The sequence below is a fragment of the Xenophilus sp. Marseille-Q4582 genome, assembly GCF_916700565.1.
GTDB lineage: Bacteria > Pseudomonadota > Gammaproteobacteria > Burkholderiales > Burkholderiaceae_C > Xenophilus.
Map to the genome: position 1 here is coordinate 691,931 of NZ_CAKAKO010000001.1, position 23,297 is coordinate 715,227.

The following is a 23,297-nucleotide window of genomic DNA, read 5'->3' on the forward strand; positions in this document are numbered from 1 at the left end:
GCGTTTCCGCGCAGCGCACAGCCGATCCGCGACGCAGCAGCGCGGTCCCGGTTTTCCGTAATGGCCCCGCAGGCGAGGCTGATTTACGATTGTTGCAAATCATGCATCACGCAGCGCGTGGGCCCGTCCATTCGGCACGAAGTCGTCCCGGCCATGACACAGATCCTGATCATTGATGACGACCCGGCCCTGCGACTGCGGCTGCAGCACATCGTCGAGCGCGTGTACGGCCCGGGCCTGTGCTGCGTGGCGGACTCGCTGGCCGCTGCGCGCGGGCTGCTGAGCCTGCAGGCCTTCGACCTGGCGCTCCTTGACGTGGGCCTGCCCGATGGCAACGGCGTGACCCTTCTGCCCTGGGTCCGCGAGCGGGTGCCGGCGCTGGAAGTCGTGATCGTTTCCAGCCTCGGGGACGATGCCACCGTGCTGCAGGCCATTCGCGCGGGCGCCGTCGGCTACCTCCTGAAGAACGGGGACGACATGGAGCTGGAGCTGTCCCTGCGCAGCCTTCAGCGCGGCGGCGCGCCCATCGATCCCGTGATTGCGCGGCGGATCCTGTTGCAGCTGAGCGCGGCCGCTTCGCCCGCGTCGGCCGAGGGGGACCCGCTGCCCGGCGCGGCATCTGCGGCGGCCCCCGAACTGACGGAGCGCGAGCTGGAGGTGCTGAAGCTGGTCGCCCAGGGTTACAGCAATCGGGAAATCTCCGAAAGCCTGGGCGTGACGATCAACACCATCGAGGCCCATGCGAAGAAGATCTTTCGCAAGCTGGAGGTGCGTTCCCGCAGCGCGGCCGTTCACAGCGCCACGCAGAAGGGATGGTTGGGTTAGCCGGGCCGGGGCGCACGGTGGCGCAGGTCCTGGCCGGCCTCGGGCGCGTCTGGCTGCTGGCGCTGTGCTGGCTGGCATGCGGGGGCGCGGATGCCGCCGCGGCAGGGGCGCAACCCGGCGCCGTGGTGTTCGAGCAGATGGAGGCGGCGAGGGCGGACTGGGATTCCGCCCGCCCTCCGCAGGACGGCTGGGTGCCGGTGGCGCTCCCGGATCTCTGGCACGAGCGCTGGCCGCGCTTCGAGGGGGTGGTGTGGTACCGGCTGCGCTGGCAGCAGGAGGCCGCTTCGGAGCCCCTTTCGCTGATGATCGATGCCGTGTCGATGGCCGGCGCCATCTACGTGAATGGCGCGCTGCTGGCGCGGGACCACCATCTGGTGGAGCCCTTGTCACGCTCCTGGAACCGTTCCCGCCACTGGCTGCTGCCCGCCGACCTGCTCAGGACCGGGACGAACGAGATCTGGCTGCGCGTCTCGGGCATGGCCGTCCACCACGCAGGGCTGGGGCCGGTTCGCCTGAGCCGGTCGCCCGCGGAGGCCGCAAGGTACGAGCGCGACGAAACCATGCGACGTGCGCTGCTCATCCTCGGCGTGGGCGTCGCCCTGGCGACGGCCGTGGTCTTCGGCGTCATCTGGCTGCTCAGGCCCAAGGAAAGGCTGTACGGCTGCTTTGCGCTGTTCTCGCTGCTGCGCCTGCCGGCGGCCTACAACTACATCGCCACCGAGGCCTGGCCGTATGCCAGTACGGCAGCGTTTCAGTTCGCCATCCTGGCCTCGCTGGTGGCCAGCGCCACCTGCTTTCTGATCTTCGCCCTGCTGTTCGGCGGCTATGCGGCCCGTCGCAGCAAATGCCTGGCCGTGGCGCTGTGCGTGCTCGTCATCGGGGCCATGGCCCTGCAGGCCCCCGGGCTGGGCGCGGTGGGCCGCATCGCGGTCGTCCTCGCCGGGGGCTTCTTTCTCTGGGGCTCGGGGGTGGTGATCTGGCATGCCGTCCGTACCCGGCGGGCGGCGGCCGTGGCTTTCGCGTTGTGCCTGCTGCTTCCCATGGCTGCCGCCGCGCGCGACGTCCTGGTGTTCAACCGTGTCCTGCAAAGCAACACCTACGTCTTTCCCGCCGCCTCCAGCCTCCTGTTGATCGGCATCGCCTGCGTGCTTGCGCTGCACCTGGTGCATGGCATGCGCGTGGTGGAGAACTTCAACGCCGAACTGCGCGAGCGCGTGGACGAAGCCAAGGCCCGGCTGGCGCAAGCGCTGCGCAGCCAGCACCGCGCCGAGCTGGAGCAGGCGCGGCTCAACGAGCGGCTCAGCCTGGTGCGCGACCTGCACGACGGCCTGGGCATGAGCCTGAGCAGCCACATCCATGCGCTGCAGGGCAGGCCGGGGGGCAGTGACCGCGCGGCGCTATGGACGCTCAGGGACATCAACAACGATCTTCGCCTGCTGATCGAGGGGGCGTCGCTGGACGACACGGACGTGCTCATGGAGCGTCTTGCGCCCCTGCGCCATCGAAGCACGCGCCTGCTCGATGCGGCGGGCATCCATTGCAGCTGGGAGCTGATGGGCCTTCAGGGGCTGCGCATGGGCGCGCGGCGCAGCCTGGATCTGCTGCGCCTGCTGCAGGAGGCCCTGACCAATGTGCTCAAGCACAGCACGGCCACGCGCGTGGTCGTGCGCGTGGAGGCGGCCGATGGAAAGATGAGCCTGTCCGTGACGGACAACGGCCGCGGGATGGGAACGGTCGGCGACGCCGTCCAGCCCGCAGAAACCGTGGGCATGGGCCTGGCCAGCATGCACGCGCGTGCGCAGCGTCTGGGCGGCGCACTGCGCATCCAGTCCGGCGCGCAGGGCACGGCCCTCACGCTTCAGATTCCTGTTTCAGGTTGAGCGCAGCCGCACCCGCCTCTTCCCTGCGAGGCGCGGAAAGCGCCCCCTTGCCAAGTGGGATCGCGCTGACGGAATTCCGTAATTGAAGGCGTGCCGGTCCGCACCTAAGCTTCCCGGCGAATTTGGATGGGAGCCCATCGGGGACGTGGACGGCGCCGCCGGCCCCCGCAGGCCATGGCGGCGCAAGGCGGGCGGACACCTCTGCCGTCCAGGGCGTCGGCGGCCCTTCGGCCTTGCCGCCGACGCACTCATGCCAGGTTCGCGCCTTGCGAGGACGGATGGCCCCGCTCGCATGCCTCTCCTCCATTTCGCCGCGACGTGAACGATGAACAGAATCTACCGAGTGATCTTCAACAGCACGCTGGGCCTTTGGCAGGCCGTGAGCGAAAGCGCGCGCGGACGCGGCAAGACCTCGTCCAGCCGCACGCGGGTCCATGGCGGCGCCGGCTGGCTGGCCGCGGCGGCCGTGGCTGCGCCCTTCTTCTCCGGTGCCTGGGCCCAGCAGCGCGTCGAGGTGGATGCCGTCGAGCAGGACGTCTGGGTCACGCCCGATCTGCAGAACGCCGGCGCGAAGGTCCAGGTCACGAACCCGGTGCCGCTGCCGTGGGGCTTCGCGGACCACGCGCTGCTGGTGGGCGACACGGGGCCGGGGCGCCTGCGGATCAGCGGCGGCGCCACCGTGGGCAGCGCCTTCGGCGCGATCGGGTACGCGGCAGGTGCCCAGGGCCATGTGAGCGTCTCGGGGGCGGGGTCGCGCTGGACCACCACCTCCCGCCTGATGGTGGGCTACCAGGGCCAGGGTGAGCTGCGCATCGAGGACGGGGCCCAGGTGGAGGCGGGCGCGGCGCATGTCGCCTATGAACAGGCCGGGGCCGGCGCGAGCGAAGGCAAGCTGACCGTGCGCGGACGGGACTCGCTGTTGCGCATCACGCAGGAAGACCTGGAAGTGGGCGTTCGCGGCAAGGGCGAGCTCCAGGTGCTGGACGGGGGGACGGTCGAGAACAGCGAGCGGTACACCATCGTGGGCGGAGGCTATGGCATCCAGGCCGAAGGCGCGTCCAAGGCGCATGGCGTGCTGACCGTGGACGGCGAAGGCTCCCTGTTGTCGGGCACCTCCATCCTCGTGGGCGCTGCGGGCAAGGGCGAGCTCATGATCTCTGGTGGCGGCGAAGTGCGCAGCACCCAGGGCGTGGCCGTGGGGACCGCCGGGGAGGGCATCCTCACGGTCGACGGCAACGGCTCGACGCTGAACGCCGCAGGGCAGAGCCTGCTCATCGGGAGTCTCTCCGAAGGAACCACGGCCCAGATGCGCGTGGCGCAAGGCGCGCGTGTGCTGAGCGGGCCGTCTTCCGTGAGCGCGCAGGCCGGTGGCACGGCGGCCGTGACGCTGACGGGCGCGGGCGCCTCGTGGAACACGCAGGGGCAGGTGCTTTCCGTGGCAGCGGCGGGCGGCCGCAGCGAGCTGCACATCGAAGCCGGGGCCCGGCTGGAGACGGGATTGAGCGCGGTCAGTGCCAACGGCGGTACGGCCGCGGTGTCTGTGTCGGGCAAGGGGTCCCAGTGGACCGTGGCATCCGGGGCGGATCCGGCCTATCTGTGGCTGCAGGCCGCGGGCGGGGGCGACACGTCGCTGACCATCCAGAACGGGGGCGAGGTGCACGCGCCGCTGGTGCTCATGAGCGGCGGGGACGCGGGGGATCGGGTGAGCCTGAACCTGCTGGGCTCGCCGCAGGCGGGACGGGGTGTTCTGCAGACCGATCTGCTTGCCAGGGGGCCGCAATCCGTCACGCTGAACCTCGACGGCGGCGTGCTGCGCGCGAGCGCGGATTCGGCCACGGTCCCGCCCAGCCAGCCCGGCGAGCCGGACCGCCGCTCCTTCCTGGCCGGCTTCGACGCCGTCACGCTGGGCGACCAGGGCGTGGTGTTCGACACCAACGGCCACGACATCGCAGTCGGCACGGCGTTCGGCTCGGCGGCCACGCAAAGCAACGGCCTGATCAAGGAAGGCGTCGGGACGCTGACGCTGACCAGCGCCAGCAGCTACACCGGCGGCACGGTCGTCGGCCGGGGCACGCTGGCGCTCAGCGGCAGTGGCGCGCTGTCGGCCACAGGCCGCATGAGCCTCGCGGGGCCGAGCGCTACGTTCGCCATCGACGCCGCAGACGCCGACCAGACCGTGGGAGCGTTGTCAGGGGGCATCGGCAGCCAGGTGGTGCTCGGCGCGCGCACGCTGACCTTCGGCGACGCGAGCAGCCAGATCTTCGCGGGCGTCATCAGCGGCACGGGCGGCATCGTCAAGCAGGGCACCGGCACGGCCACGCTGACGGGCGCCAACACTTATACGGGCCCCACCACGGTGGGCATGGGCACCCTGGCCGTCCACGGTTCGGTGGCCGGCGATGTCCAGGTCAACGGAGGCACGCTGGCCGGCGCGGGCCGCATCGGCGGCCATGTGGCGGTGGCGAGCGGCGGCACCCTGTCGCCGGGCAGCGGCCCGGCCACGCTGACCATCGACGGCGATCTCACCCTCGGCGCCGGTTCGGTGAGCAGGTTCGATCTGGGCCAGCCCGGGGTGGCGGGCGGCGACAGCAATGACTGGGTGCGCGTGGGGGGCCACCTCACGCTGGGCGGCGCCTTGCAGGCCACGGCGGCGTCGGCCGGCTGGTACCGCCTGTTCGATTACGGAACGGGCCAGGTCGCGGGCCAGTTCGATGCGGGCACGTCGAGCGTGCGCATCGGGGATGATCCCGCGGCCAGCTACCAGATCACGAGCACGCCAGCGGCGCAAGGCGTTCCGGGGCAGGTCAATCTCTCGGTGCAGGGCGCGGGCCAGACGATCCAGTTCTGGAACGGCGGCAACAGCGCCGATCCGCCGGCATGGGTGGGCGGCAGCGGCAGCTGGGAAACGGGCGCGGTCAACTGGCTCGACCGGCAGGCCGGCGGGCCCGATCCCGACCTGACCCATTCGGCAGGCTGGCGCAACTCGGTCGCGGTGTTCGGCGGCGCGCGCGGCGACGTGAACGTGCACGGGAAGCTGCCCTTCGACACGCTGCAGTTCGTGACCGACGGCTACACGATCGCCGCCGCACCCGGCGCAGGGGGCGCGCTGGTCATCGCGCCCGCGCCCGATTCCGCCGCGGCGCCGGCCGGCACGGTCAGCACCGGGCCGGGCGTGCAAGCCACGCTGTCGGTGCCGCTCATCGACAGCCCGGGCGCCAGCAACGGCTTGATCGCCACAGGCGGCGGCACGCTCACCCTTGCCGGCGCCAGCAGCTATTCGGGCGGAACCACGGCCCGGGGCGGGGGCACGCTGGTGGCCGCCGGCACCGGGGCGCTGGGCACGGGCCTGGTCACGGCCGATGACGCCACGCTGCGCGTGACAGGCGGCGTGGCGCTCGGCAACGCCGTGCGGCTGCACAACGGCGCCACGCTGGACAACGCGGGCACGCTGAGCAGAGCGGACAACGCCGTCGCCGGATGGAACGGCGCGACCCACGTCGTCAACCGGGACGGCGGGCAAATCCGTGCCAGCGGCGGCAACAGCAAGGCGGTCGACCTGATGGGCGCCGGCAGCAGCGTGAACAACCGCGGGGGCGCCACCCTGCAGGGCGACAACATCGGTGTCTTCCTGGATGCGGGCGGGGCCGTGGGCAACGACGGTCCGGGCAGTGTCATCCAGGGCGGTGTGGACGGCGGCAGCGTGGGCGTGGGCGTGGCGTCCTCCGTCGGCGGCGCGCTCGCCGTCGACAACACCCGCGGCGCGCGCATCACGGGGGCAGGCGGCGGCATCTTCGCCAGCGCAGGTGCCACGGTGACCAACGAAGGTGCCGGCAGCATCATCGAAGGGCTGGCCAGCCACGGCGTCTACCTCGGCGGCGCCGACTCCGGGGTCGACAACCGGGCCGGTGCCGCCATTCGCGGCGTGGTCTCCGGGGTGGCGGTGCTGAGGGGGGGCACCGTGAACAACGATGCGGCCCACATCGCGGCCACGGGTGCCGCAGGCAGCGGCGTGCTCTTCGACTTCGTGCCCGGCACGCTCCACAACCGCAACGGCGCATCCATCCAGGGCACGGCGCAGGGCGTGTGGCTGCAGGCCGGCGGCAGCGTGACCAACGAGGCGGGCGCCTCCATCGCGGCCACGGATGCGGGCGGCGCGAGCGTCCTGTCCGGCGGCGCCACCACCTTGCGCAATGCCGGCACGCTGAGCGGCCATGTGCAGCTGGCCGAGGGAGCGCAGCAGGCCGTCACGCTGCAAAGCGGCGGCCGCATCGAGGGCGACCTGGCCATGGGCAGCCACGCCGCCTCCACGCTCACGCTGGAGGCGGCTGCGAGCGCCCGCCAGCTGCAGTCCGACGCGGTGACCGGCCGCACGCGCCTCGCGGGCATGCTGGTCAAGCAGGGCGCCGGCACCTGGGTGCTGGACCGCGACCTGGAAGCGGCCAGCACGCGCATCGACGCGGGCACGCTGCAACTGGGCGCAGGCGGCACCGCAGGCCAGGCCGGTGCGGGTGCCGTGGACATCGCCCGGGACGCGCGCCTGGCCGTGGACCGCAGCGACGCGATCACGCTGGCCGGCGACCTCAGCGGAGGAGGCGCGGTGTGGCAACTGGGCAGCGGCGTGACCACGCTCACCGGCCACAACAGCCATGGCGGCGGCACCTTCGTCAAGCGGGGCACGCTGTCCGTGGGCAGCAGCACGGCCCTGGGCACGGGCACGCTGAACCTGGACGACGGCACGACGCTGGGCTTTGCCGCCGGCGACCTCGTGATCGCGAACCCCATCTTCATGATGGGCACGAACGATCCGACCTTCGACACCGCCACCTTCACCGCCACGCTCTCGGGCGGCATCATCGGCACCGCGGACCTGACCAAGACCGGCGCCGGCACGCTCGTCCTGGGCGCCGCGAACAACAGCTACACGGGCTCCACCGTGGTGGCCGAAGGCACGCTGCGCGCCGGCACCGCGGGCGCGTTCGCCCCCGCCAGCGCCGTCACCGTGGCCGCCGGCGCCACGCTGGATACGGGGGGTTTCCACCAGGCCGTGCGCAGCCTCACGAACGCGGGCACCGTCAACTTGCTGAGCACCGCGCCCGGCAGCACCCTGACGGTGAATGGCGACTACGTGGGCAACAACGGCCTGCTGCGCCTGGGCACGGCGCTGGGCACCAGCGCCAGCGTGACGGACAGGCTGGTGGTCAACGGCAGCGCCAGCGGCACGACCCGCGTGAGCGTGACCAACCTGGGCGGCCTGGGCGGCCGGACCAGCGGCGACGGCATCGAGATCGTCAGCACCACGGGCGGCATCGCCAGTGGCGCTTTCACGCTGGCCCATGCCGTGTCCGCGGGCGCCTACGACTACCGGCTGACCACGACCGCGGATGCCGCGTATCTGAGCAGCAGCACCTCCACGCCGCCGCCGCCACCGCCACCGCCGCCACCGCCACCGCCACCGCCACCGCCACCGCCACCGCCGCCACCACCTGCGCCGCCTGCGCCGCCGGCTCCGGCCCCGCAGCCCCCGCGCCTGCGCCGGAACCACCCGCGCCAGCCCCGCAGCCCCCGCACCGGCGCCGGAACCGCCCGCGCCTGCGCCGCAACCGCCGGCACCGGCCCCCAGCCGCCCGCGCCACAGCCGCCCGCCCCCGCGCCGGAGCCGCCACCGCCCGCGCCACCTGCACCGCCGGCCCCGCGCCCGCCCCGCTCCCGCGCTCTCGCTGCCGATGTACCGCGCCGAGGCCTCGCTGTACGCGGCGCTGCCCGGTCAGCTGCGCGAAAGCGACCTGGCGATGGTGGGCAACCTGCACCAGCGCATGGGCGACGACGCGGCCGGCGCCGGCGTCCCCGCGGCCTCGGCCGGCCACCGCCAGGCCTGGGGCCGCGTCGTGAGCGTCGACCGCGACATCCGCCAGGCCGGCACCGTCAGCCCGCACAGCAGCGGCCGCCTGAGCGGCTTCCAGGCCGGCACCGACCTGTGGGCGAACCCGCAATGGCGCGCCGGCGTCTACGTGGGCCAGCTGGAAGGCGATGTGCGCGTGTCGGGCTTTGCCCGCGGCATGCAGAACTACGCCAGCGGCGCCAACGACCTGCGCAGCCAGTACCTGGGCGCCTATGCCACCTGGGCCAGCGACGCGGGCCTGTACGTCGACGGCGTGCTGCAGGCCGGCCGCCACCGCTACAGCGTGCACCCCACGGCCGCCTTCGCCGGCTCGGGCAAGGGCGACAGCCTGCTGGCGTCCGTCGAGCTGGGCCGGGCCTTCGCCATCGCGCCGCGCTGGGTGGTCGAGCCGCAGCTGCAGCTGGTGCACCAGCGCATCCGCCTGGACGATGGCGCCATCGCCGGCGCCCAGGTCCGGCAGGACAGCCCCAGCGGCTGGACCATGCGCGCCGGCCTGCGGGTCCGGGGCGAGTTCCAGGCCGGCGCCGGCACGGTGCAGCCCTATGCGCGGCTGAACGTGTACCGGCGCAGCAGCGGCACGGACACCGCCCGCTTCATCGGCCCGGCCGCGTTCACGGACATCGCCACCGCGACGGGCGGCACCCGCAGCGAGCTGGCCCTGGGCGCCACCTGGCAGCCGAGCCCGCGCACCAGCGTGTACGGCGAGCTGGGCAAGCTCTGGGCTTCGGGCGGTGACGCGCGCATCCAGAGCGGCGTCAATGCCAGCGTGGGCGTGAAGCTGCGCTGGTGAGGCGGCCCCGGGGCCAGCACGCGGGGCCAGAACCCGGCAAACGGGCCTTGCTGCGCGCTAGGGTCTGCCGGCGGGCCAGCCCTCGCCATCGGGCGTGAGCAGGTGCCAGAGGGGGCCGGGCAGCTGCGAGAAGCTCTGCACGAAGCGGGCGGCCTCGCGGCCTTCGCCCTGCACGTCGCGGATCACGATGGCCGCGATGCGGTCCGGATGTTCGCGCGCCACCTGGGCATAGATCTCGGGATCGGCCTCGCCCGAATCGCCCACCAGCAGGAAGCGCCGTTGCGGAAAGTCGGCCAGCAACTGCGCGATCACGCCCAGCTTGTGCGCACGCGAGACGCCGCTGCCCGGGATCAGCGTGGTCCAGCGCGTGCTTTCGCGCAGGTGCAGGCTGCCGGCCGGGAAGGCCTCGTCACGCAGGAAATCCTCCAGCGCGGGCGCGAGCTGGAACGGGCTGGCCGAGAGGTAGTGGAAGCGCGTGCCCTCGGCCTGCGCCAGGCGGCGGAAATGCGCGGCCAGGCCGGGCGCGGCCTGGAAGGGCCGCACGAAGGTGTTGAGCAGCATCTCGCGCCGGTCATGCACCTGCGTGATCTTGACCGTGTCGTCGATGTCCGAGATCACCGACAGCCCCTGTTCGGGCACCAGCAGCGCATGGCCCAGGAAGCGTCGCGTGTCGCCTTCGCTCAGCCGGGCGTGGAAGGGCAGGGTGCGCACGTCGGGGGCCAGCGCGCCCGCATCCACCCCCACGCGCGCCTGGCTGCGGCCGGCGGCATCGGTGGCGGGCAGGGCATGCACCTCGCGCAGGGGCGCCTCGAAGGCCACGTCGATGACCTTGCCGCGCTCCGAATCGGTGAGGAAGAGCGCGCAGCGCGCGTCGAAGCGCGCACGGTCTTCGGCCGAAAGCGCGGCGCGGTCCAGCCCCAGGTAGCGCGCGAACAGCGCCTGCACGCCGCGGCGGCGCTCGCGTTCGTAGACCCAGGCGTGGATCTCGGCCTCGACCCGTTGCGCGTCCAGCCAGCGCGCGACGGCGGGCACGAACATCACCTGCTCGTCGCGCCGCAGTGCCCGTGCGCGGGCCCAGGCTGGCCAGGCCATCAGGCCGGGCGCCAGCAGCGCCGCCCGCTGCAGCAGCTGGCGGCGCGTGGCGGGCGCACGGTCCTCAGACCCCACGCTCGTAGGTGACGAAGGCGAAGGGCAGGCCGCTGGCCGCCACATGCGCCTCGCGCGCGGTCTCGCGCCAGGCCGGGCCCAGCGTGGGCGCGAAGGCATCGCCCTCGAAGTCCCTGGCGATCTCGGTCACGACGGCGCGCTGGGCCAGGGGCTCGGCTTCGGCATAGACCTGCGCGCCGCCGATGACCCAGAGCTCGGGCACGTCGCCCGCCAGCGCGAAGGCCTCGGCCAGGCTGCCCGCGCGTTGCGCACCTTCGGCCCGCCAATCGGCCTGCCGCGTGACCACGATGTTGGTGCGCCCTGGCAGCGGCCGGAAGCGCGGCGGCAGCGAATCCCAGCTCTTGCGGCCCATCACCACGGGCGCGCCCAGCGTCTGGCGCTTGAAATGCGCCAGGTCTTCGGGCAGGTGCCAGGGCAGCGCGTTGTTCACGCCGATCACGCCATTGGCGGCACGCGCGTAGATGAGGTTGATGCGGGGTGCCATGCCTGCCTGCCGCTCGTCACACCGCCACCGGCGCCTTGATGGCCGGATGCGGGTCGTAGCCCTCGAACTCGAAGTCCTCGTACTGGTAGTCGAAGATGGAATCGGGCCGGCGCTTGATCCTAAGCGTGGGGTAGGGCCGCGGTTCGCGCGACAGCTGCAGCGCCACCTGCTCGGCGTGGTTGCTGTAGATGTGGCAGTCGCCGCCGGTCCAGATGAAGTCGCCCACCTGCAGGTCGCACTGCTGCGCGATCATGTGCGTGAGCAGCGCGTAGCTGGCGATGTTGAAGGGCACGCCCAGGAAGATGTCGGCGCTGCGCTGGTAGAGCTGGCAGCTGAGCCGACCCTCGGCCACGTAGAACTGGAAGAAGGCGTGGCAGGGCATCAGCGCCATCTTGTCCAGCTCGGCCACGTTCCAGGCGCTCACGATGATGCGGCGCGAATCGGGGTTGGTCTTGAGCGTCTGGATCACCTGCGCGATCTGGTCGATGTGGCCGCCGTCGGGCGTGGGCCAGCTGCGCCACTGCACGCCGTACACCGGGCCCAGGTCGCCGTCCTCGCGCGCCCACTCGTCCCAGATGGTCACGCCGCGCTCGCGCAGCCAGTTGTTGTCGGACGAGCCCGCCAGGAACCACAGCAGCTCGTGGATCACGGACTTGACGTGCACCTTCTTGGTCGTGACCAGCGGAAAGCCCTCGTTCAGGTCGAAGCGCATCTGGTGGCCGAACACGCTCTTGGTGCCGGTGCCCGTGCGGTCGGCCTTGAACACGCCGTGCGTGTCCACGTGGCGCATGAAGTCCTCGTACTGATGGCGGATGGGAGCGGTGTCGGAGCGGGTCATGGCAGGGCCTGGAAATCTCCGGGGATTCTAGGAGGGGGCTTTGCCCGGTCGTCCGGCCTGCATGGCCACCGGGCAATCGGGCGATCGGGCGGGGCTCCCATGGTCCAATGCCGGCCCATGCCTTCTTTGTGCGCGCCGCCCGTGCCCCGCTTCGAATGCCGCAGCGCCTGCGCCGCCTGCTGCATCGCGCCCTCGATCAGCTCGCCGATTCCCGGCATGCCCCAGGGCAAGCCGGCGGGCGTGCCTTGCGTGCAGCTGGACGAGCAGCTGCGCTGCCGCCTCTTCGGCCGGCCGGAGCGCCCGGCGGTCTGCGGCGGGCTGCAGCCGTCGCCGGAAATGTGCGGCAGCGACCGGGCGCAGGCCCTGCAGCGGCTGGCCTGGCTGGAAGCGCAGACGGCGCCCGCGCCGTGATCATGGACACAAGTCCATGCGGCGCGACCGGCCTGCGAACTCATCCCGATTGCGCTCCAACGCGACCCCTGCGAGACCTTGAACACGTTCTCAAGGCGCGAAGGCCTTGCGCACTTCGGCGATGAAGGCGCGCGCGAGCGCCGAGGGCGGCTCGTTGGCGGGGCGCAGCACCTGCACCGGGTGCGTGGGCGCGGCGCGCAAGGGGCGATGGCTGAGCTTCTGGCCATTCCAGGCGCGGGCCGTGAGCGCGTCCACGATGGCCACGCCCGCGCCGCAGGCGGCGAGCGAGCAGGCCACCTGCCCGGAACGCACCTCGATCTGCGCATGGGGCTGCAGCCCCTTGTCCTGCCAGTGCCGCGCGATCAGCTGGCCCTGCGGCGTGTCGGGGCTGAAGGCGATCAGGCGCTCGTCCCGCAGCTCCTGGAGCGTGATGCGCTTGCGCGCGGCCAGCGCGTGGTCGGGCCGGAAGACGCAGGCGAAGGACCAGTGCCCCACCCCCTGCGCGCTCAGCAGCGGATGATCGACCGGCAGGGTGGAGACGGCGATGTCCGCCTCGTGGCGCACCAGCTGCGCCACCATTTCGCGCACCAGCTGCGTTTCCATGTAGATGCGTGCGGTGGGAAAGCGGGCCGTCAGGGCCGAGATGGCCTGGGGCACCACTTCGAGCGCCGTGCTGGGGCTGGCCAGCACGCGCAGCGACAGGCCGGCGCCGCTCTTGAGGTCCTGCGCGCGGCGCTCGATGCGCTGCACGCCCTGGTAGACCAGGTCCACCTCCGAGTACAGCGACTGCGCCTCCGGCGTGGGGCGCAGCCTGCCGGGCGTGCGCTCGAAAAGCTGCAGGCCCAGCTGCAGCTCGATGTGGCCCAGCATGCGGCTGATGCCGGGCTGGGAGACATGGAGCAGGCGGGCGGCATCGGTCACCGAGCCCGTGAGCATCACGGCCCGGAACACCTCGATCTGCCGAAGATTCATCGCACGGCCTCCTGGGAAAGCGGATAACGCGATGTTATGGCCCGGGCAAGCCATGGTATTGGCGGATATGGCCGGCCTGCGGGAGCATTGCGCGCTGCCACAGACGGAGACACCCATGACCCTCGCCCTTCCTCGCCGCCGCGTGCTGGCGGGCCTGGCGGCCTGCGCCGCCGCTTTCTCCACCCGCGGCTTCGCGGCCAGCGGCTGGCCCACCAAGGCCGTTCGCATCATCGTGCCCTTCGCGCCCGGCGGCGGAGCCGATTCATCGGCCCGGCTGCTGGCCGACCTGTTCGCGCCTGCGCTGGGCCAGGGCGTGATCGTGGAGAACAAGCCGGGCGCGGGCAGCGCCATCGGCGTGGCCGCCGCGGCCGCGGCCAAGGACGGCCACACGCTGCTGATGGCCAGCAACAGCATGGTCATCAACCCCTCGCTCAACCCGCAGCTGGGCTCCGACCCGGCGCGGGACTTCGACGCCATCGGCATGGTGTCGGCCCAGCCGCTGGTGCTGGTGGTGCCCGCGGGCGCACCCGCCAAGTCCTTCCAGGACCTGGTCGCCCAGGCCAAGGCCCAGCCCGGCATGACGGCCGGCAACAGCGGCAACGGCACGCTGGCCCACATCGCGTCGGAGATCTTTGCCGGCCAGGTGGGCACGCAGATCACGCCGGTCGCCTACAAGGGCGAAAGCGCGCTGCTGCCCGAGATGATCAGCGGGCTGGTGGACTTCGGTTTCCTCAACCTGCCCAGCGTGGCGCCGCACCTCCAGTCGGGCCGGCTGCGTGCGCTGGCCGTCTCTTCGCCGCAGGAAGTGCCGGAGCTGCCGGGCGTGCCCACGGTGCGCGCACTGGGCTTCGCGGCGCTCGAAGTGCAGGGATGGGCCGCGCTGCTCGCTCCCAGGGGCACGATCCCGGCGCAAGGGCTGGCGCGGCTCGAAAGCCTGCTGGCGCAGGCGCTGCAGTCGCAAGCCGCCAGGAGCCGCTTCGCGCTGCTCAACGTGTCGCCCTTCATCCTCTCGCGCAGCGCGACCACGCAGTTCCTGCAGCAGGAGACGGCGCGCTACGCGGTCGTCATCCAGGCCCGCGGCATCAAGGCCGGCTGACGATGACGACCGCCGCCGCCTCCCTCGCTCCGGCCATGGCGCAAGACGCGCCGGCCCCCCAGGTGCTCGGCGCCGACGTGCTCGTGTGCGGGGCCGGCGTGGCCGGCACCATGGCGGCCGTGGCCGCTGCGCGCGCCGGTGCGCGTGTGCTGCTGCTGGAGCGCTACGGCTTCCTGGGCGGCAACGCCACCGCCGGCGCCGTGGCGCAGTTCAACAGCTGGCAGACGGCCAACGGCCGGCGCGTGGTGGCCGGGCTGGCGCAGGAAGTGGTGGACCGGCTGCGCATCTACGGCGCGGCCGCGGCGCACGAGACCTTCGTGATGTCCACCGGCCACCGCATGGACCGCGTCGAATATGCGCCCGAGGTGCTCAAGCTGGTGCTGGACGACATGGTCAGCGACGCCGGCGTGCAACCCCTGCTGCACGCCAGCCTGCTGGACGTGCAGCGCGAGGGCGCGCGCGTGACGCAGGTGCGCGCACTGACCAAGAGCGGCATCGTGGCCGTGCGGCCGCGCATGCTCGTCGACGCGTCCGGCGACATGGATGCGCTGCGCAAGGCCGGCGCATCCTTCCTGTCGCTGGAAGCGGGCGAGGCGCTGCAGCCGGCCACGATGATGTTCCGCTTCGGGCCCATCGATTTCGCCGCCCTCGAAGCGGCCGACATCGGTGCGCTGGCCCGCCGCGGCTACGAGGAGGGCGCCCTGGCCCGCGCGGCGCTGCACGTGGCGCGCGCCCCCTTCTCGCAGGACGGCTGGTTCAACGTGAGCCGCCTCGCCGTCGACGCCACCGATGCGATGGCGCTGGGCCGTGCCGAGATCGAGGGCCGCCGGCAGGCCTGGTGCGCGGCCAAGTTCCTGCGCCACGCCGTGCCGGGCTGCGCGCAAGGGCGGCTGCAGGCCTTCGGCACGCAGGTGGGCGTGCGCGAGACGCGGCGCGTGCGGGGCGAGCATGTGCTCACGGCCGAGGAACTGCTGGCGCCCGTGGCTTTCGACGATGCCATCGCGGCGGGCGCCTATCCGATCGACATCCATCCGGCCGCGGGCGGCGAACTCGAGTACTCGGCGCTGGGCGACGACCATGCCTACCAGATCCCCTACCGCAGCCTGTGCCCCGCGGGCCTGGACAACGTGCTCGCCGCGGGCCGCGGCATCTCGGCGTCGCACAAGGCGCTGGCGGCCATCCGCGTCATGACCATCTCGATGGCCGTCGGGCAGGCCGCCGGCGTGGCGGCCGCGCAGGCGGCTGCGCAGGGCGAGCGGGCCGCCGCGCGTGCGGTGTCGGTGCAGCGCCTGCGCGCCGCCCTGCTGGACGCGGGCGCTTGCCTGGCCTGAAGCGGGCTTGGGCCGGCGCCGGCACTCGCGCATTCAGCCCGGCTCTTCGCGCGCCGCCCCGGCCCGCGGCCGCCGCGCAGCCAGCACATAGTGCCCCTCGGCCACGCGCAGCAGCACGCCTGCGCGCAGCGCGGCCTGCAACGTGCGCGCGCTCAGGTGGTGCAGCGCGCCATCGGGCGTCGCATAGCGCCGTGGCGCCACCTCCCGCAACTCGCCGCCGTCGCGCAGCATCTGCGTGATGCGTTCGCGCACGGGCAGCGCACGCAGCGCGGCGGCGGCCGCGCTTTGCCGCAGGGTGGAGCGGGGCAGGACAGGGCGACGCATGTCCCCTGTCTAGGACCGGCGCCGGGCGCGCCGCGTGGGCGAACGGCGCATGGCGCTGTCGTCATCGCCCGGCCCTGGCGCACGCCGATGCGATCCGCCGCCGCGGCGGCGTCGTAGGCGCGGGGCGCTCGCGGCTGCACTGACGGCGGCATGGCGGCGCGTCCTGCATGGCGGGCCCGGCACCCTGCCTACGGTGGACGTTCACTTCAACCCCAAAGGAGATCGACATGAGTGACGACAAGAAGGCCACGGGCGTGGGTGCGGCCGTCGGCGGCGTGGCGGGCGGCGTGGCCGGCGGCGCGGCAGCCGGTGCGGCCGTGGGCGGCATGACCGGCCCGGTCGGCGCGGCCGTGGGCGCGGCGGCGGGCGCGGTCATGGGCGCCATGGCCGGCAAGGGCATGGCGAACGTGGACCCGGCCGCGGAGGATTCCTACTGGCGCGACAACTTCTCCAGCCGCCCCTACGCCAGCGGCGCCAGCTATGACGACTACGGTCCGGCCTACAGCCACGGCGTGAACGCATATGCCAGGTACCAGGGGCAGGGCCGCAGCTTCGAGGACCTCGATGCGGACCTGGCGCAGGACTGGACGAACACCCGGGGCCGCTCCACGCTGGACTGGGAACGCGCGCGGCCGGCTTCGCGCGACGCGTGGCAGCGCCTGAGCGACCGCGTCGAGCGCGCCGTGCCCGGCGATTCGGACCGGGACGGGCTGTAGCTCTGCAGCGCGCGCCCCTCGCGGGCGCGCCACCGGGCTCAGTGCGGGCGCGTCGCTCCGGCGCGCAGCACGCGGCCCGGGTTCAGCAGGCCCTGCGGGTCCAGCGCGCCCTTGATGGCGCGCATCAGGCCCAGCGCCACCGGCGACTTGTGCTTTTCCAGCTTGTGGACCTTCAACTCGCCGATGCCGTGCTCGGCCGAGAAGGAGCCGCCGAACTTCTCCACCTGGTCGTAGACCAGCGTGTTCACGGCCTCCTCCCGGTCGCGCAGGAAGGCCTTGGGGTCGCCGCCCACGGGCACCTGCACGTTGTAGTGCAGGTTGCCGTCGCCCAGGTGGCCGAAGTTGACCAGGCGCACGCCCGGGAAGGTGCGCTGCAGCAGCGCGTCGGTCTCGGCGCAGAAGGCCGGGATGCGCGACACGGGCACCGAGATGTCGTGCTTGATGTTCAGCCCTTCCTCGGCCTGCGCCATCGAAATGCTTTCGCGGATGTGCCACAGCTCGCGGGCCTGCGCCAGGCTTTCGGCCACCACGGCATCGCTCACGCAGCCGGCTTCGAAGGCGGTTTCCAGCAGCGCCTCGAAGCGGCCGCGCGCGTGCTCCTCGGACTCGCTGTCGGAGTTCTCCAGCAGCACGCAGTAAGGCACCTCTTCGTTGTCGATGAAGGGCACACGCAGTTGCGGCATGTGCTTGGCCACCAAGCTCAGCGCGAAGCGGCCCATGACCTCGAAGCCCGTGAGGCCGGAGCCCAGGTGCTGGTGCGCCAGGCCCAGCAGCTCGACGGCCGCGTCGAAGCTGGGCACGGCGGCCCACGCGGTGAGCTGCGCGGCCGGCTTGGGGTAGAGCTTGAGCGTGGCGGCGGTGATGACGCCCAGCGTGCCCTCGCTGCCCACGAACAGGTCGCGCAGGTCGTAGCCGGTGTTGTCCTTGCGCAGGCCCGACAGGCCCGACCACACCTCGCCCTGCGCGGTGACCACTTCCAGGCCCAGGCACAGCTCGCGCGTGTTGCCGTAGCGCACCACCTGCGTGCCGCCCGCATTGGTGGCCAGGTTGCCGCCGATGGTGCAGCTGCCTTCGGCCGCCAGGCTCAGCGGGAACAGCAGGCCGGCCTGGTCCGCGGCTTCCTGCACCACTTGCAGCACGCAGCCGGCTTCGACGGTCATGGTGAGGTTGGCGGCGTCGATCTCGCGGATGGCATTGAGCCGCGTGAGGCTCAGCACCACCTGGCGGCCGCTGCCATCGGGGATGGCGCCCACGGCCATGCTGGTGTTGCCGCCCTGCGGCACCAGCGCGGCGCCCGCGGCGGCGCAGGCCTGGACCACGGCCGCCACTTCGGCCGTGCTGCCGGGGCGCACCACCGCCAGCGCCTTGCCGCGCGCACGCTTGCGCCAGTCCTGTTCATAGGCCGTGAGGTCCCCCTCGGTCAGCACGTGGGCGGGGCCGACGATGGCGGTGAGCGAAGCAAGAAGGTCGGTGAGGGCAGCGGGGGTCATGGTGGGCACGCAGGGCGTTGAAGCAGCGGCAGCAAACGGATGGAAGCAGGAGACGCGCGGGGCGCCGCAGCGCTGGACGCGCGGCGCGAAAGAAAAAGAACGAAAGGGCGCTTCGCCGATGGCCCAAGGTTAAGCCCTGGCGTTGTGCTTGCCAATCCTGATAATTCGAAGAGTTATGTTCAGTTGGTCGAACAAAGTCAGCATGCGGCAGCTGCGCGCCTTCGAGGCCGTGGCGCGGCACGGCGCCTTTGCGCCGGCCGCGCGCGAGCTGTTCATCACGCAATCGGCACTCTCGGGCCTGGTCAAGCAGCTGGAGGAGGCGGCCGGCGTGCGGCTGCTGGAGCGCACCACGCGCACCAGCGGGCTCACCCAGGCCGGCGCCCTGCTGCTCGAAGACGTGCGGCAGGCGCTGGGCTCGCTGGACCACGGCCTGCGGCGTATGGACGAGCTGGCCTCGTTGCGCGAGGGCCTGCTCACGCTCGCGGCGGCGCCGTCGGTGCTGGCCTCGGTGGTGCTGCCCTGCCTGCCGGCCCTGCGCGCGGCGCACCCCGGCATCCGCGTGGTGCTGCGCGAGGAAAGCGGCGGCGTGATCGTGCGCTGCGTGCGCGAGGGCGAGGTGGACTTCGGCGTGGGCGGCTGGCATCCGCAGGCGCAGCATCTGGAAGTGCTGCCGCTCTTCAACGACCGCCTGGGCGTGGTCGCGCCCGCTGGCCATGCCCTGCTGCGCAAGCGCCGGCTGGTGGCCGCCGACCTGGCGGCGCAGGTGTTCGTCGGGCTCACGGGCGACACGGCGATCAGTGAACTGATCGGCGCCGAAGCCCGGCTGCCGCCGGCCGTGCGTGAGCCCGCGCTGCAGGTGTCGAACCCGCCGCTGATGCAGCAGGCGATCCGCGCCGGCCTGGGCCTGGGGCTGGTGCCTGCGCTGGTGGCGCAGAGCCCGGGCTTCGAGGGCCTGGGATTCAAGCCGCTGGCTGAACCGGCGCTGGCGCGGCGTATCGTGGTGCTGCGCAACCCGCGCCGCTCGCTCTCGGCCGCGGCGGCGCTGTACCAGGAGGCGATCGTGCAGCAGGCGCGCCGCGTGGCGCAGCGGCCGGGGCTGGCGCCGGCCGCCCTCAGCGGCTGAGCCGCGCCGCGCGCAGCCGCAGCCGCACGTGCGCCGCACAGGCCACGAAGAGCAGCAGGCACAGCAGGATCTCGGCGCCCGCCAGCCAGCGGCTGATGGCCAGCGTGTCGCTCCAGGCGCGCACCACGCCTTCGGTGAAGTAGACCCACACCAGCAGGCTCACCCAGCGGTAGGTGTACATGCGGTGCTTGAGCAGCCCGGCCAGCGGAACCGTGAGCGGCAGCACCTTGAGCGCGAGCCACGAGCCGCCGGGCCGCAGCGGCGCCAGCCACAGCTCCCACGCCAGGCCCAGCACGATCAGCCCCAGCAGGCTGCCCACGGCCAGCCAGCGCGTGGCGTCGACGACGGGAGGGGGGCGGTTCGTGGCAGCGTTCACGTGGGAAAGAGCACAGAAGGTGCGAGGCGGATGGCCGCACGGCGCGACGGGGGGCGGGTGCCTGCAAGGCGGGTGGCATGATACCCAGCATGGATCGCCAGCAACTCTGGAAGGACCTCGGCCGTTTTCCGTGGCGCAGCACGGCGCAGGTGCTGGGCGAGCGCTTCCGCGAGGACCGGCTGGGCCTCACGGCCAGCAGCCTCACCTTCACCACCACCATGGCCCTGGTGCCCTTCTTCACCGTTGCGCTGGCGCTGTTCACGGTCTTTCCCATCTTCGCCGACCTGCAGCGGGGCCTGGAGCGCTGGCTGGTACAGAGCCTGATCCCGCCCGACATCGCGCGCCAGGTGCTGGGCTACCTCACGCAGTTCGCCGGGGCCGCCAGCAAGCTGGGCGTGGCCGGCCTGGTGGTGCTGCTGGCCACCGCCATCGCGCTGATCCTCACCATCGACAAGACGCTCAACAACATCTGGCGCGTGCCGGCGCCGCGGCCTTTCGGGCAGCGCGTGCTGATCTACTGGGCCGTGCTCACGCTGGGCCCGCTGCTGCTGGCGGCCAGCCTGTCGACCACGGCCTGGGTGTTCGCCGCCTCCCGCGGCGTGGTGGGCGAGGGCGGCCTGCTGCGCCTGCCCTTCAACACGCTGGAACTGCTGTTGCTGGCCGGGGGCGTCGCGGCGCTCTACCACTACGTGCCCAACACGCGCGTGCGCTGGTCGCACGCCTGGGCTGGCGGGCTCTTCGTCGCCCTGGCCATCGAAGTGGCCAAGCGCGTGCTCGGTCTGTACCTGAGCTCGGTGCCTACCTATTCGGTGATGTACGGTGCGTTCGCCACCGTGCCCATCCTGCTCATCTGGATCTACGTGGCCTGGGTCATCGTGCTGCTCGGCGCGGTGATCGCCGCCTACCTGCCCAGCCTGCTGAGCGGCGTGGCGCGGCCCGGCGGCGCGCCCGGCTGGCACATGCAACTGGCCGTGGAAGTGCTGCAGCAGCTGGCGGCCTCGCGCGCGCAGCCCCGGCGCGGGCTTTCGGCGCCCGCACTCGCGCGCCGCCTGCGCGTGGACCTGCTGCAGCTGGCGCCGGCGCTCAAGGCCCTGGCGGCGCTCGACTGGGTGGCCGAAGTCGTGGAGGGTCGACCGGGCGAGGCGGCGCGCCAGGTGCTGCTGGTCGAGCCGGCCAGCACCCCGCTGGAACCGCTGGTGCGCGCGCTGATGCTGCCGCGCGAACCATCGGTGGAAGCGCTGTGGCAGGGCGGTCCGCTGGCTGGGCTGACGCTGGCGGACGTGCTGCGCCACGAAGAAACGCCGCCGGCCTGAGACGCGGGAGCCCGCTGGCGTTGCGGTCAACAGAGATGGCCGTGCGGACGGACAACGGCCGCCGCCGCTGTCGACTGTCCAGCCAGGCCGCTTCGAACGGGCAGCGGCTGTCTGGCCACTCGGCTATCTTTCATCCTTCCTTCTGATCATCATCGACACCATGAAACTGGTTTTCATCCATGGCCCGGTCGCGTCCGGCAAGCTCACCGTGGCACGGGAGCTCGGCCGCATGACAGGCTACGCGGTCTTTCACAACCACCTGGTCGTCGACGCGGTGGCCGCCGTGTTCCCCTTCGGGTCCGAGCCGTTCGTGCGACTGCGCGAAAAGATCTGGCTCGACATGATGTCCGAGGCTGCGCTGGCCGGACGATCGCTCATCTTCACCTTTGCGCCTGAATCCACCGTGACCGAAGGCTTTCCCGCTCGCGTCGCGCAGAGCGTCGGCCGCGCAGGCGGCATGACCCACTTTGTGAAGTTGACCGTTCCCGCCGCCGAACAGGAAAAGCGCCTCACGGCCCCGAGCCGGTCGGAGTTCGGAAAGCTGCAGTCCGTCGATCTGTTGCGCGAGCTGCGCTCGATGTTCGAAGCGGCCGAGCGAGCCATGCCGGTCGGGGACGTGGAAATCGACACGTCCACGCATGCGCCGGCAGACGCCGCGCGTGCCATCGTCAAGGCCCTGGGGCTTCCCGTGCTGTCGCCGGTAGGTCCGCCTGGGCGAGGCTGATTGCTGTGGCGCGCTGCGTGCCTGCAGCCGATGCCTGCTCCGTGGACGGCGCGAACCACGAGACGGCTTGCCTGCGATGCGGGTTTCGGTCGCTACGCAGCAGCCGTGCGACCACGCGTGAATCCCGTGTGCTTTCGCACATCGAGCCCGCCAAGAAAAAAGGCCAAGACAGTTCGCAGGGAACAATCTTGGCCTTCTGAGTCACCCATGCAGCTGTTGCTGCCTTGGTTGTCCAATCTGGCTCCCCGACCTGGGCTCGAACCAGGGACCTACGGATTAACAGTCCGGCGCTCTACCGACTGAGCTATCGGGGATTGGATGTCGGTGTCATCAAAAAGCCCGCGTGGATCGCTCCAACGGGCTTCTTGCGGGCTGCGGGCAATGATCAGCTCGCAGCACTTCTTGTTTGGCTCCCCGACCTGGGCTCGAACCAGGGACCTACGGATTAACAGTCCGGCGCTCTACCGACTGAGCTATCGGGGAATGAGCCCGCTAGTATAGCCGGTTTTCGGCAGGGCCTGAGGGATTCGCGCCACAGGGGCCCAAAAATTGGAGCGCCGCGGCGTCGCGCCACCCGGGCGGGCGTCATGCCGGCACCGCCCGCCGGTAGCCCTTCAGCCTGCGGCGCCCTGCAGGGCTGCCATCAGCGCACGGGCCGCGCCTTCGGGATCGTCGGCGCCCACGATGGCGCGCACCACCGCAATGCTGCCCACGCCGGCCGCCAGCGCGTCCGGCAGCCGCTGCATGTCGATGCCCCCGATGGCCACCAGCGGGTAGCCCTGCATGAGCCGCGCATAGTCGTGCAGGCGCGCCAGCCCCTGCGGGGCCGTGGCCATCTTCTTGAGCGTGGTGGGAAAGACGGCGCCCAGTGCGAGGTAGCTCGGGCTCACGGCATCGGCGCGCACCATCTCGGCATAGCCATGCGTGCTCACGCCCAGGCGCAGGCCCGATTGGCGCAACTGCTGCACTTCGCCGGGTGTCAGCGCGTCCAGATCTTCCTGGCCCAGGTGCACGCCGTAGGCACCGGCCTCGATGGCCAGTTGCCAGTGGTCGTTGATGAAGAGCAGGGCGTCGGTGCCGCGCACGGCTTCGACGGCGGAGCGCACTTCGCGCGCGATGGCCCGGCTGTCCTCGGACTTGAAGCGCAGCTGCACCGTGGGCACGCCCGCGCGCGCCATGCGGCCCACCCAGGCGGCATCGGGCAGCACGGCATACAGGCCCAGGGCGGTGGGGCAGGGCGGGAAGGCGTCGGCGCGCGCGGCGGGCGGGAAGGCGCCCAGGCCGAAGTCGCGCGGGTCGGCGGGCCACTGCACGGCGTCGAAGCGGCCCAGGCGCTCGCTCTGTGCCTGCCAGGCGCGCGCCAGGCATTCGCTGTCGATGGCGATGAAGCCCAGCTGCGCGCAGGCTTCGCGCGCGCCGCGGTAGACGGGCGCATCGCTGCTGAAACCGTCGAAGGCGGCGGCGGGATGGCCGTCGAAGCGCGCGGCGTGCGCGGCCACGATGGCGCGGGCGATGTCGCAGGCCTTGTCTTGCGTCAT

The 23,297-nt window shown here is 72.2% G+C and carries 18 protein-coding genes, 2 tRNA genes and 1 pseudogene; 11 read left to right on the forward strand and 10 right to left on the reverse strand.

The features are described 5' to 3' along the window. Window positions 1–153 precede the first annotated feature (153 nt). The 4 genes and pseudogenes from LG388_RS03245 to LG388_RS03260 all read left to right on the forward strand — a co-directional run bounded on the left by LG388_RS03245 (window position 154) and on the right by LG388_RS03260 (window position 9,394). Window positions 154–825 (forward strand): response regulator transcription factor, encoded by a 672-nt coding sequence (locus LG388_RS03245; RefSeq protein ID WP_225781395.1) that lies wholly within the window; start codon window positions 154–156, stop codon window positions 823–825. After that, window positions 813–2,705: an ATP-binding protein gene (locus tag LG388_RS03250; RefSeq protein WP_225781396.1), complete on the forward strand. Its 1,893-nt coding sequence runs from the start codon at window positions 813–815 to the stop codon at window positions 2,703–2,705. Before LG388_RS03245 ends, LG388_RS03250 begins: the two co-directional genes overlap by 13 nt. A 325-nt stretch (window positions 2,706–3,030) precedes the next feature. After that, window positions 3,031–8,181, forward strand: a pseudogene (locus LG388_RS03255) (autotransporter-associated beta strand repeat-containing protein); the annotation flags it as partial. Between the two features lie 16 nt (window positions 8,182–8,197). Continuing rightward, window positions 8,198–9,394: an autotransporter domain-containing protein gene (locus LG388_RS03260; RefSeq protein WP_225781809.1), complete on the forward strand. Its 1,197-nt coding sequence runs from the start codon at window positions 8,198–8,200 to the stop codon at window positions 9,392–9,394. A gap of 57 nt (window positions 9,395–9,451) precedes the next feature. On the opposite strand, the gene LG388_RS03265 is transcribed toward LG388_RS03260, so the two are convergent. The 3 genes from LG388_RS03265 to LG388_RS03275 are packed head-to-tail and all read right to left on the reverse strand — an operon-like array spanning window position 9,452 to window position 11,883. After that, window positions 9,452–10,561: an App1 family protein gene (locus tag LG388_RS03265; RefSeq protein WP_225781397.1), complete on the reverse strand. Its 1,110-nt coding sequence runs from the start codon at window positions 10,559–10,561 to the stop codon at window positions 9,452–9,454. Further along, window positions 10,551–11,045: a dihydrofolate reductase gene (locus tag LG388_RS03270; RefSeq protein ID WP_225781398.1), complete on the reverse strand. Its 495-nt coding sequence runs from the start codon at window positions 11,043–11,045 to the stop codon at window positions 10,551–10,553. Before LG388_RS03270 ends, LG388_RS03265 begins: the two co-directional genes overlap by 11 nt. Before the next feature lie 16 nt (window positions 11,046–11,061). Continuing rightward, window positions 11,062–11,883, reverse strand: a complete 822-nt coding sequence (locus LG388_RS03275; protein WP_225781399.1) for a thymidylate synthase — start codon at window positions 11,881–11,883, stop codon at window positions 11,062–11,064. A 117-nt stretch (window positions 11,884–12,000) separates the two neighbouring features. On the opposite strand from LG388_RS03275, the gene LG388_RS03280 reads away from it, so the two are divergent. Further along, window positions 12,001–12,294, forward strand: a complete 294-nt coding sequence (locus tag LG388_RS03280; protein WP_225781400.1) for a YkgJ family cysteine cluster protein — start codon at window positions 12,001–12,003, stop codon at window positions 12,292–12,294. A 90-nt stretch (window positions 12,295–12,384) separates the two neighbouring features. On the opposite strand, the gene LG388_RS03285 is transcribed toward LG388_RS03280, so the two are convergent. Next, the gene (locus tag LG388_RS03285; RefSeq protein WP_225781401.1) at window positions 12,385–13,266 is read right to left on the reverse strand and encodes a LysR substrate-binding domain-containing protein; all 882 of its coding nucleotides are present in this window, start codon (window positions 13,264–13,266) and stop codon (window positions 12,385–12,387) included. A gap of 115 nt (window positions 13,267–13,381) precedes the next feature. Here LG388_RS03285 and LG388_RS03290 point away from each other — a divergent pair, with 115 nt between their 5' ends. Together LG388_RS03290 and LG388_RS03295 are read left to right on the forward strand one after the other, a co-directional pair. Next, on the forward strand, window positions 13,382–14,362 hold the full coding sequence (locus tag LG388_RS03290; protein ID WP_225781402.1) for a tripartite tricarboxylate transporter substrate binding protein: 981 nt from the start codon (window positions 13,382–13,384) through the stop codon (window positions 14,360–14,362). Between the two features lie 2 nt (window positions 14,363–14,364). Further along, the gene (locus LG388_RS03295; protein WP_225781403.1) at window positions 14,365–15,693 is read left to right on the forward strand and encodes an FAD-dependent oxidoreductase; all 1,329 of its coding nucleotides are present in this window, start codon (window positions 14,365–14,367) and stop codon (window positions 15,691–15,693) included. Between the two features lie 33 nt (window positions 15,694–15,726). Here LG388_RS03295 and LG388_RS03300 read toward each other — a convergent pair whose 3' ends face one another. Beyond that, entirely contained in the window at window positions 15,727–16,017 is a 291-nt protein-coding gene (locus LG388_RS03300) for a hypothetical protein (RefSeq protein WP_225781404.1), read from the reverse strand. A 227-nt stretch (window positions 16,018–16,244) separates the two neighbouring features. On the opposite strand from LG388_RS03300, the gene LG388_RS03305 reads away from it, so the two are divergent. Next, window positions 16,245–16,733: a hypothetical protein gene (locus LG388_RS03305; RefSeq protein ID WP_225781405.1), complete on the forward strand. Its 489-nt coding sequence runs from the start codon at window positions 16,245–16,247 to the stop codon at window positions 16,731–16,733. Between the two features lie 38 nt (window positions 16,734–16,771). Here the strand turns inward: LG388_RS03305 and LG388_RS03310 are convergent, their stop codons facing one another. Beyond that, the gene (locus tag LG388_RS03310) at window positions 16,772–18,223 is read right to left on the reverse strand and encodes an FAD-binding oxidoreductase (protein WP_225781406.1); all 1,452 of its coding nucleotides are present in this window, start codon (window positions 18,221–18,223) and stop codon (window positions 16,772–16,774) included. A gap of 202 nt (window positions 18,224–18,425) precedes the next feature. Here LG388_RS03310 and LG388_RS03315 point away from each other — a divergent pair, with 202 nt between their 5' ends. Further along, entirely contained in the window at window positions 18,426–19,346 is a 921-nt protein-coding gene (locus LG388_RS03315; protein ID WP_225781407.1) for a LysR family transcriptional regulator, read from the forward strand. Here LG388_RS03315 and LG388_RS03320 read toward each other — a convergent pair. Next, entirely contained in the window at window positions 19,336–19,722 is a 387-nt protein-coding gene (locus LG388_RS03320) for a DUF2069 domain-containing protein (RefSeq protein ID WP_225781408.1), read from the reverse strand. The two genes, LG388_RS03315 and LG388_RS03320, sit on opposite strands and share 11 nt — an antisense overlap. 77 nt (window positions 19,723–19,799) lie before the next feature. On the opposite strand from LG388_RS03320, the gene LG388_RS03325 reads away from it, so the two are divergent. Together LG388_RS03325 and LG388_RS03330 are read left to right on the forward strand one after the other, a co-directional pair. Continuing rightward, a complete protein-coding gene (locus LG388_RS03325; RefSeq protein ID WP_225781409.1) occupies window positions 19,800–21,035 on the forward strand; it encodes a YihY family inner membrane protein in 1,236 nt (411 codons plus the stop codon). 160 nt (window positions 21,036–21,195) lie between these two features. Continuing rightward, window positions 21,196–21,759 carry an AAA family ATPase gene (locus LG388_RS03330; protein WP_225781410.1) on the forward strand — a complete coding sequence of 188 codons (564 nt, stop codon included), beginning with the start codon at window positions 21,196–21,198 and terminating at the stop codon, window positions 21,757–21,759. A gap of 238 nt (window positions 21,760–21,997) precedes the next feature. Here LG388_RS03330 and LG388_RS03335 read toward each other — a convergent pair. From LG388_RS03335 to thiE, 3 genes are all read right to left on the reverse strand, one after another. Beyond that, window positions 21,998–22,073 (reverse strand) — tRNA-Asn (locus LG388_RS03335). Between the two features lie 93 nt (window positions 22,074–22,166). Continuing rightward, window positions 22,167–22,242 (reverse strand) — tRNA-Asn (locus tag LG388_RS03340). 131 nt (window positions 22,243–22,373) lie between these two features. Then, a complete protein-coding gene (gene thiE / locus LG388_RS03345) occupies window positions 22,374–23,297 on the reverse strand; it encodes a thiamine phosphate synthase (RefSeq protein ID WP_225781411.1) in 924 nt (307 codons plus the stop codon).

What these genes read in the sequence shown, in the direction of transcription:
- LG388_RS03245 (WP_225781395.1), top strand. Translation starts at nt 154, where the DNA reads ATGACACAGATCCTGATCATTGATGACGACCCGGCCCTGCGACTGCGG.
- LG388_RS03250 (WP_225781396.1), top strand. Translation starts at nt 813, where the DNA reads ATGGTTGGGTTAGCCGGGCCGGGGCGCACGGTGGCGCAGGTCCTGGCC.
- LG388_RS03270 (WP_225781398.1), bottom strand. Translation starts at nt 11,045, where the DNA reads ATGGCACCCCGCATCAACCTCATCTACGCGCGTGCCGCCAATGGCGTG.
- LG388_RS03275 (WP_225781399.1), bottom strand. Translation starts at nt 11,883, where the DNA reads ATGACCCGCTCCGACACCGCTCCCATCCGCCATCAGTACGAGGACTTC.
- LG388_RS03280 (WP_225781400.1), top strand. Translation starts at nt 12,001, where the DNA reads ATGCCTTCTTTGTGCGCGCCGCCCGTGCCCCGCTTCGAATGCCGCAGC.
- LG388_RS03285 (WP_225781401.1), bottom strand. Translation starts at nt 13,266, where the DNA reads ATGAATCTTCGGCAGATCGAGGTGTTCCGGGCCGTGATGCTCACGGGC.
- LG388_RS03290 (WP_225781402.1), top strand. Translation starts at nt 13,382, where the DNA reads ATGACCCTCGCCCTTCCTCGCCGCCGCGTGCTGGCGGGCCTGGCGGCC.
- LG388_RS03295 (WP_225781403.1), top strand. Translation starts at nt 14,365, where the DNA reads ATGACGACCGCCGCCGCCTCCCTCGCTCCGGCCATGGCGCAAGACGCG.
- LG388_RS03300 (WP_225781404.1), bottom strand. Translation starts at nt 16,017, where the DNA reads ATGCGTCGCCCTGTCCTGCCCCGCTCCACCCTGCGGCAAAGCGCGGCC.
- LG388_RS03305 (WP_225781405.1), top strand. Translation starts at nt 16,245, where the DNA reads ATGAGTGACGACAAGAAGGCCACGGGCGTGGGTGCGGCCGTCGGCGGC.
- LG388_RS03310 (WP_225781406.1), bottom strand. Translation starts at nt 18,223, where the DNA reads ATGACCCCCGCTGCCCTCACCGACCTTCTTGCTTCGCTCACCGCCATC.
- LG388_RS03315 (WP_225781407.1), top strand. Translation starts at nt 18,426, where the DNA reads ATGCGGCAGCTGCGCGCCTTCGAGGCCGTGGCGCGGCACGGCGCCTTT.
- LG388_RS03325 (WP_225781409.1), top strand. Translation starts at nt 19,800, where the DNA reads ATGATACCCAGCATGGATCGCCAGCAACTCTGGAAGGACCTCGGCCGT.
- LG388_RS03330 (WP_225781410.1), top strand. Translation starts at nt 21,196, where the DNA reads ATGAAACTGGTTTTCATCCATGGCCCGGTCGCGTCCGGCAAGCTCACC.
- thiE (WP_225781411.1), bottom strand. Translation starts at nt 23,297, where the DNA reads ATGACGCAAGACAAGGCCTGCGACATCGCCCGCGCCATCGTGGCCGCG.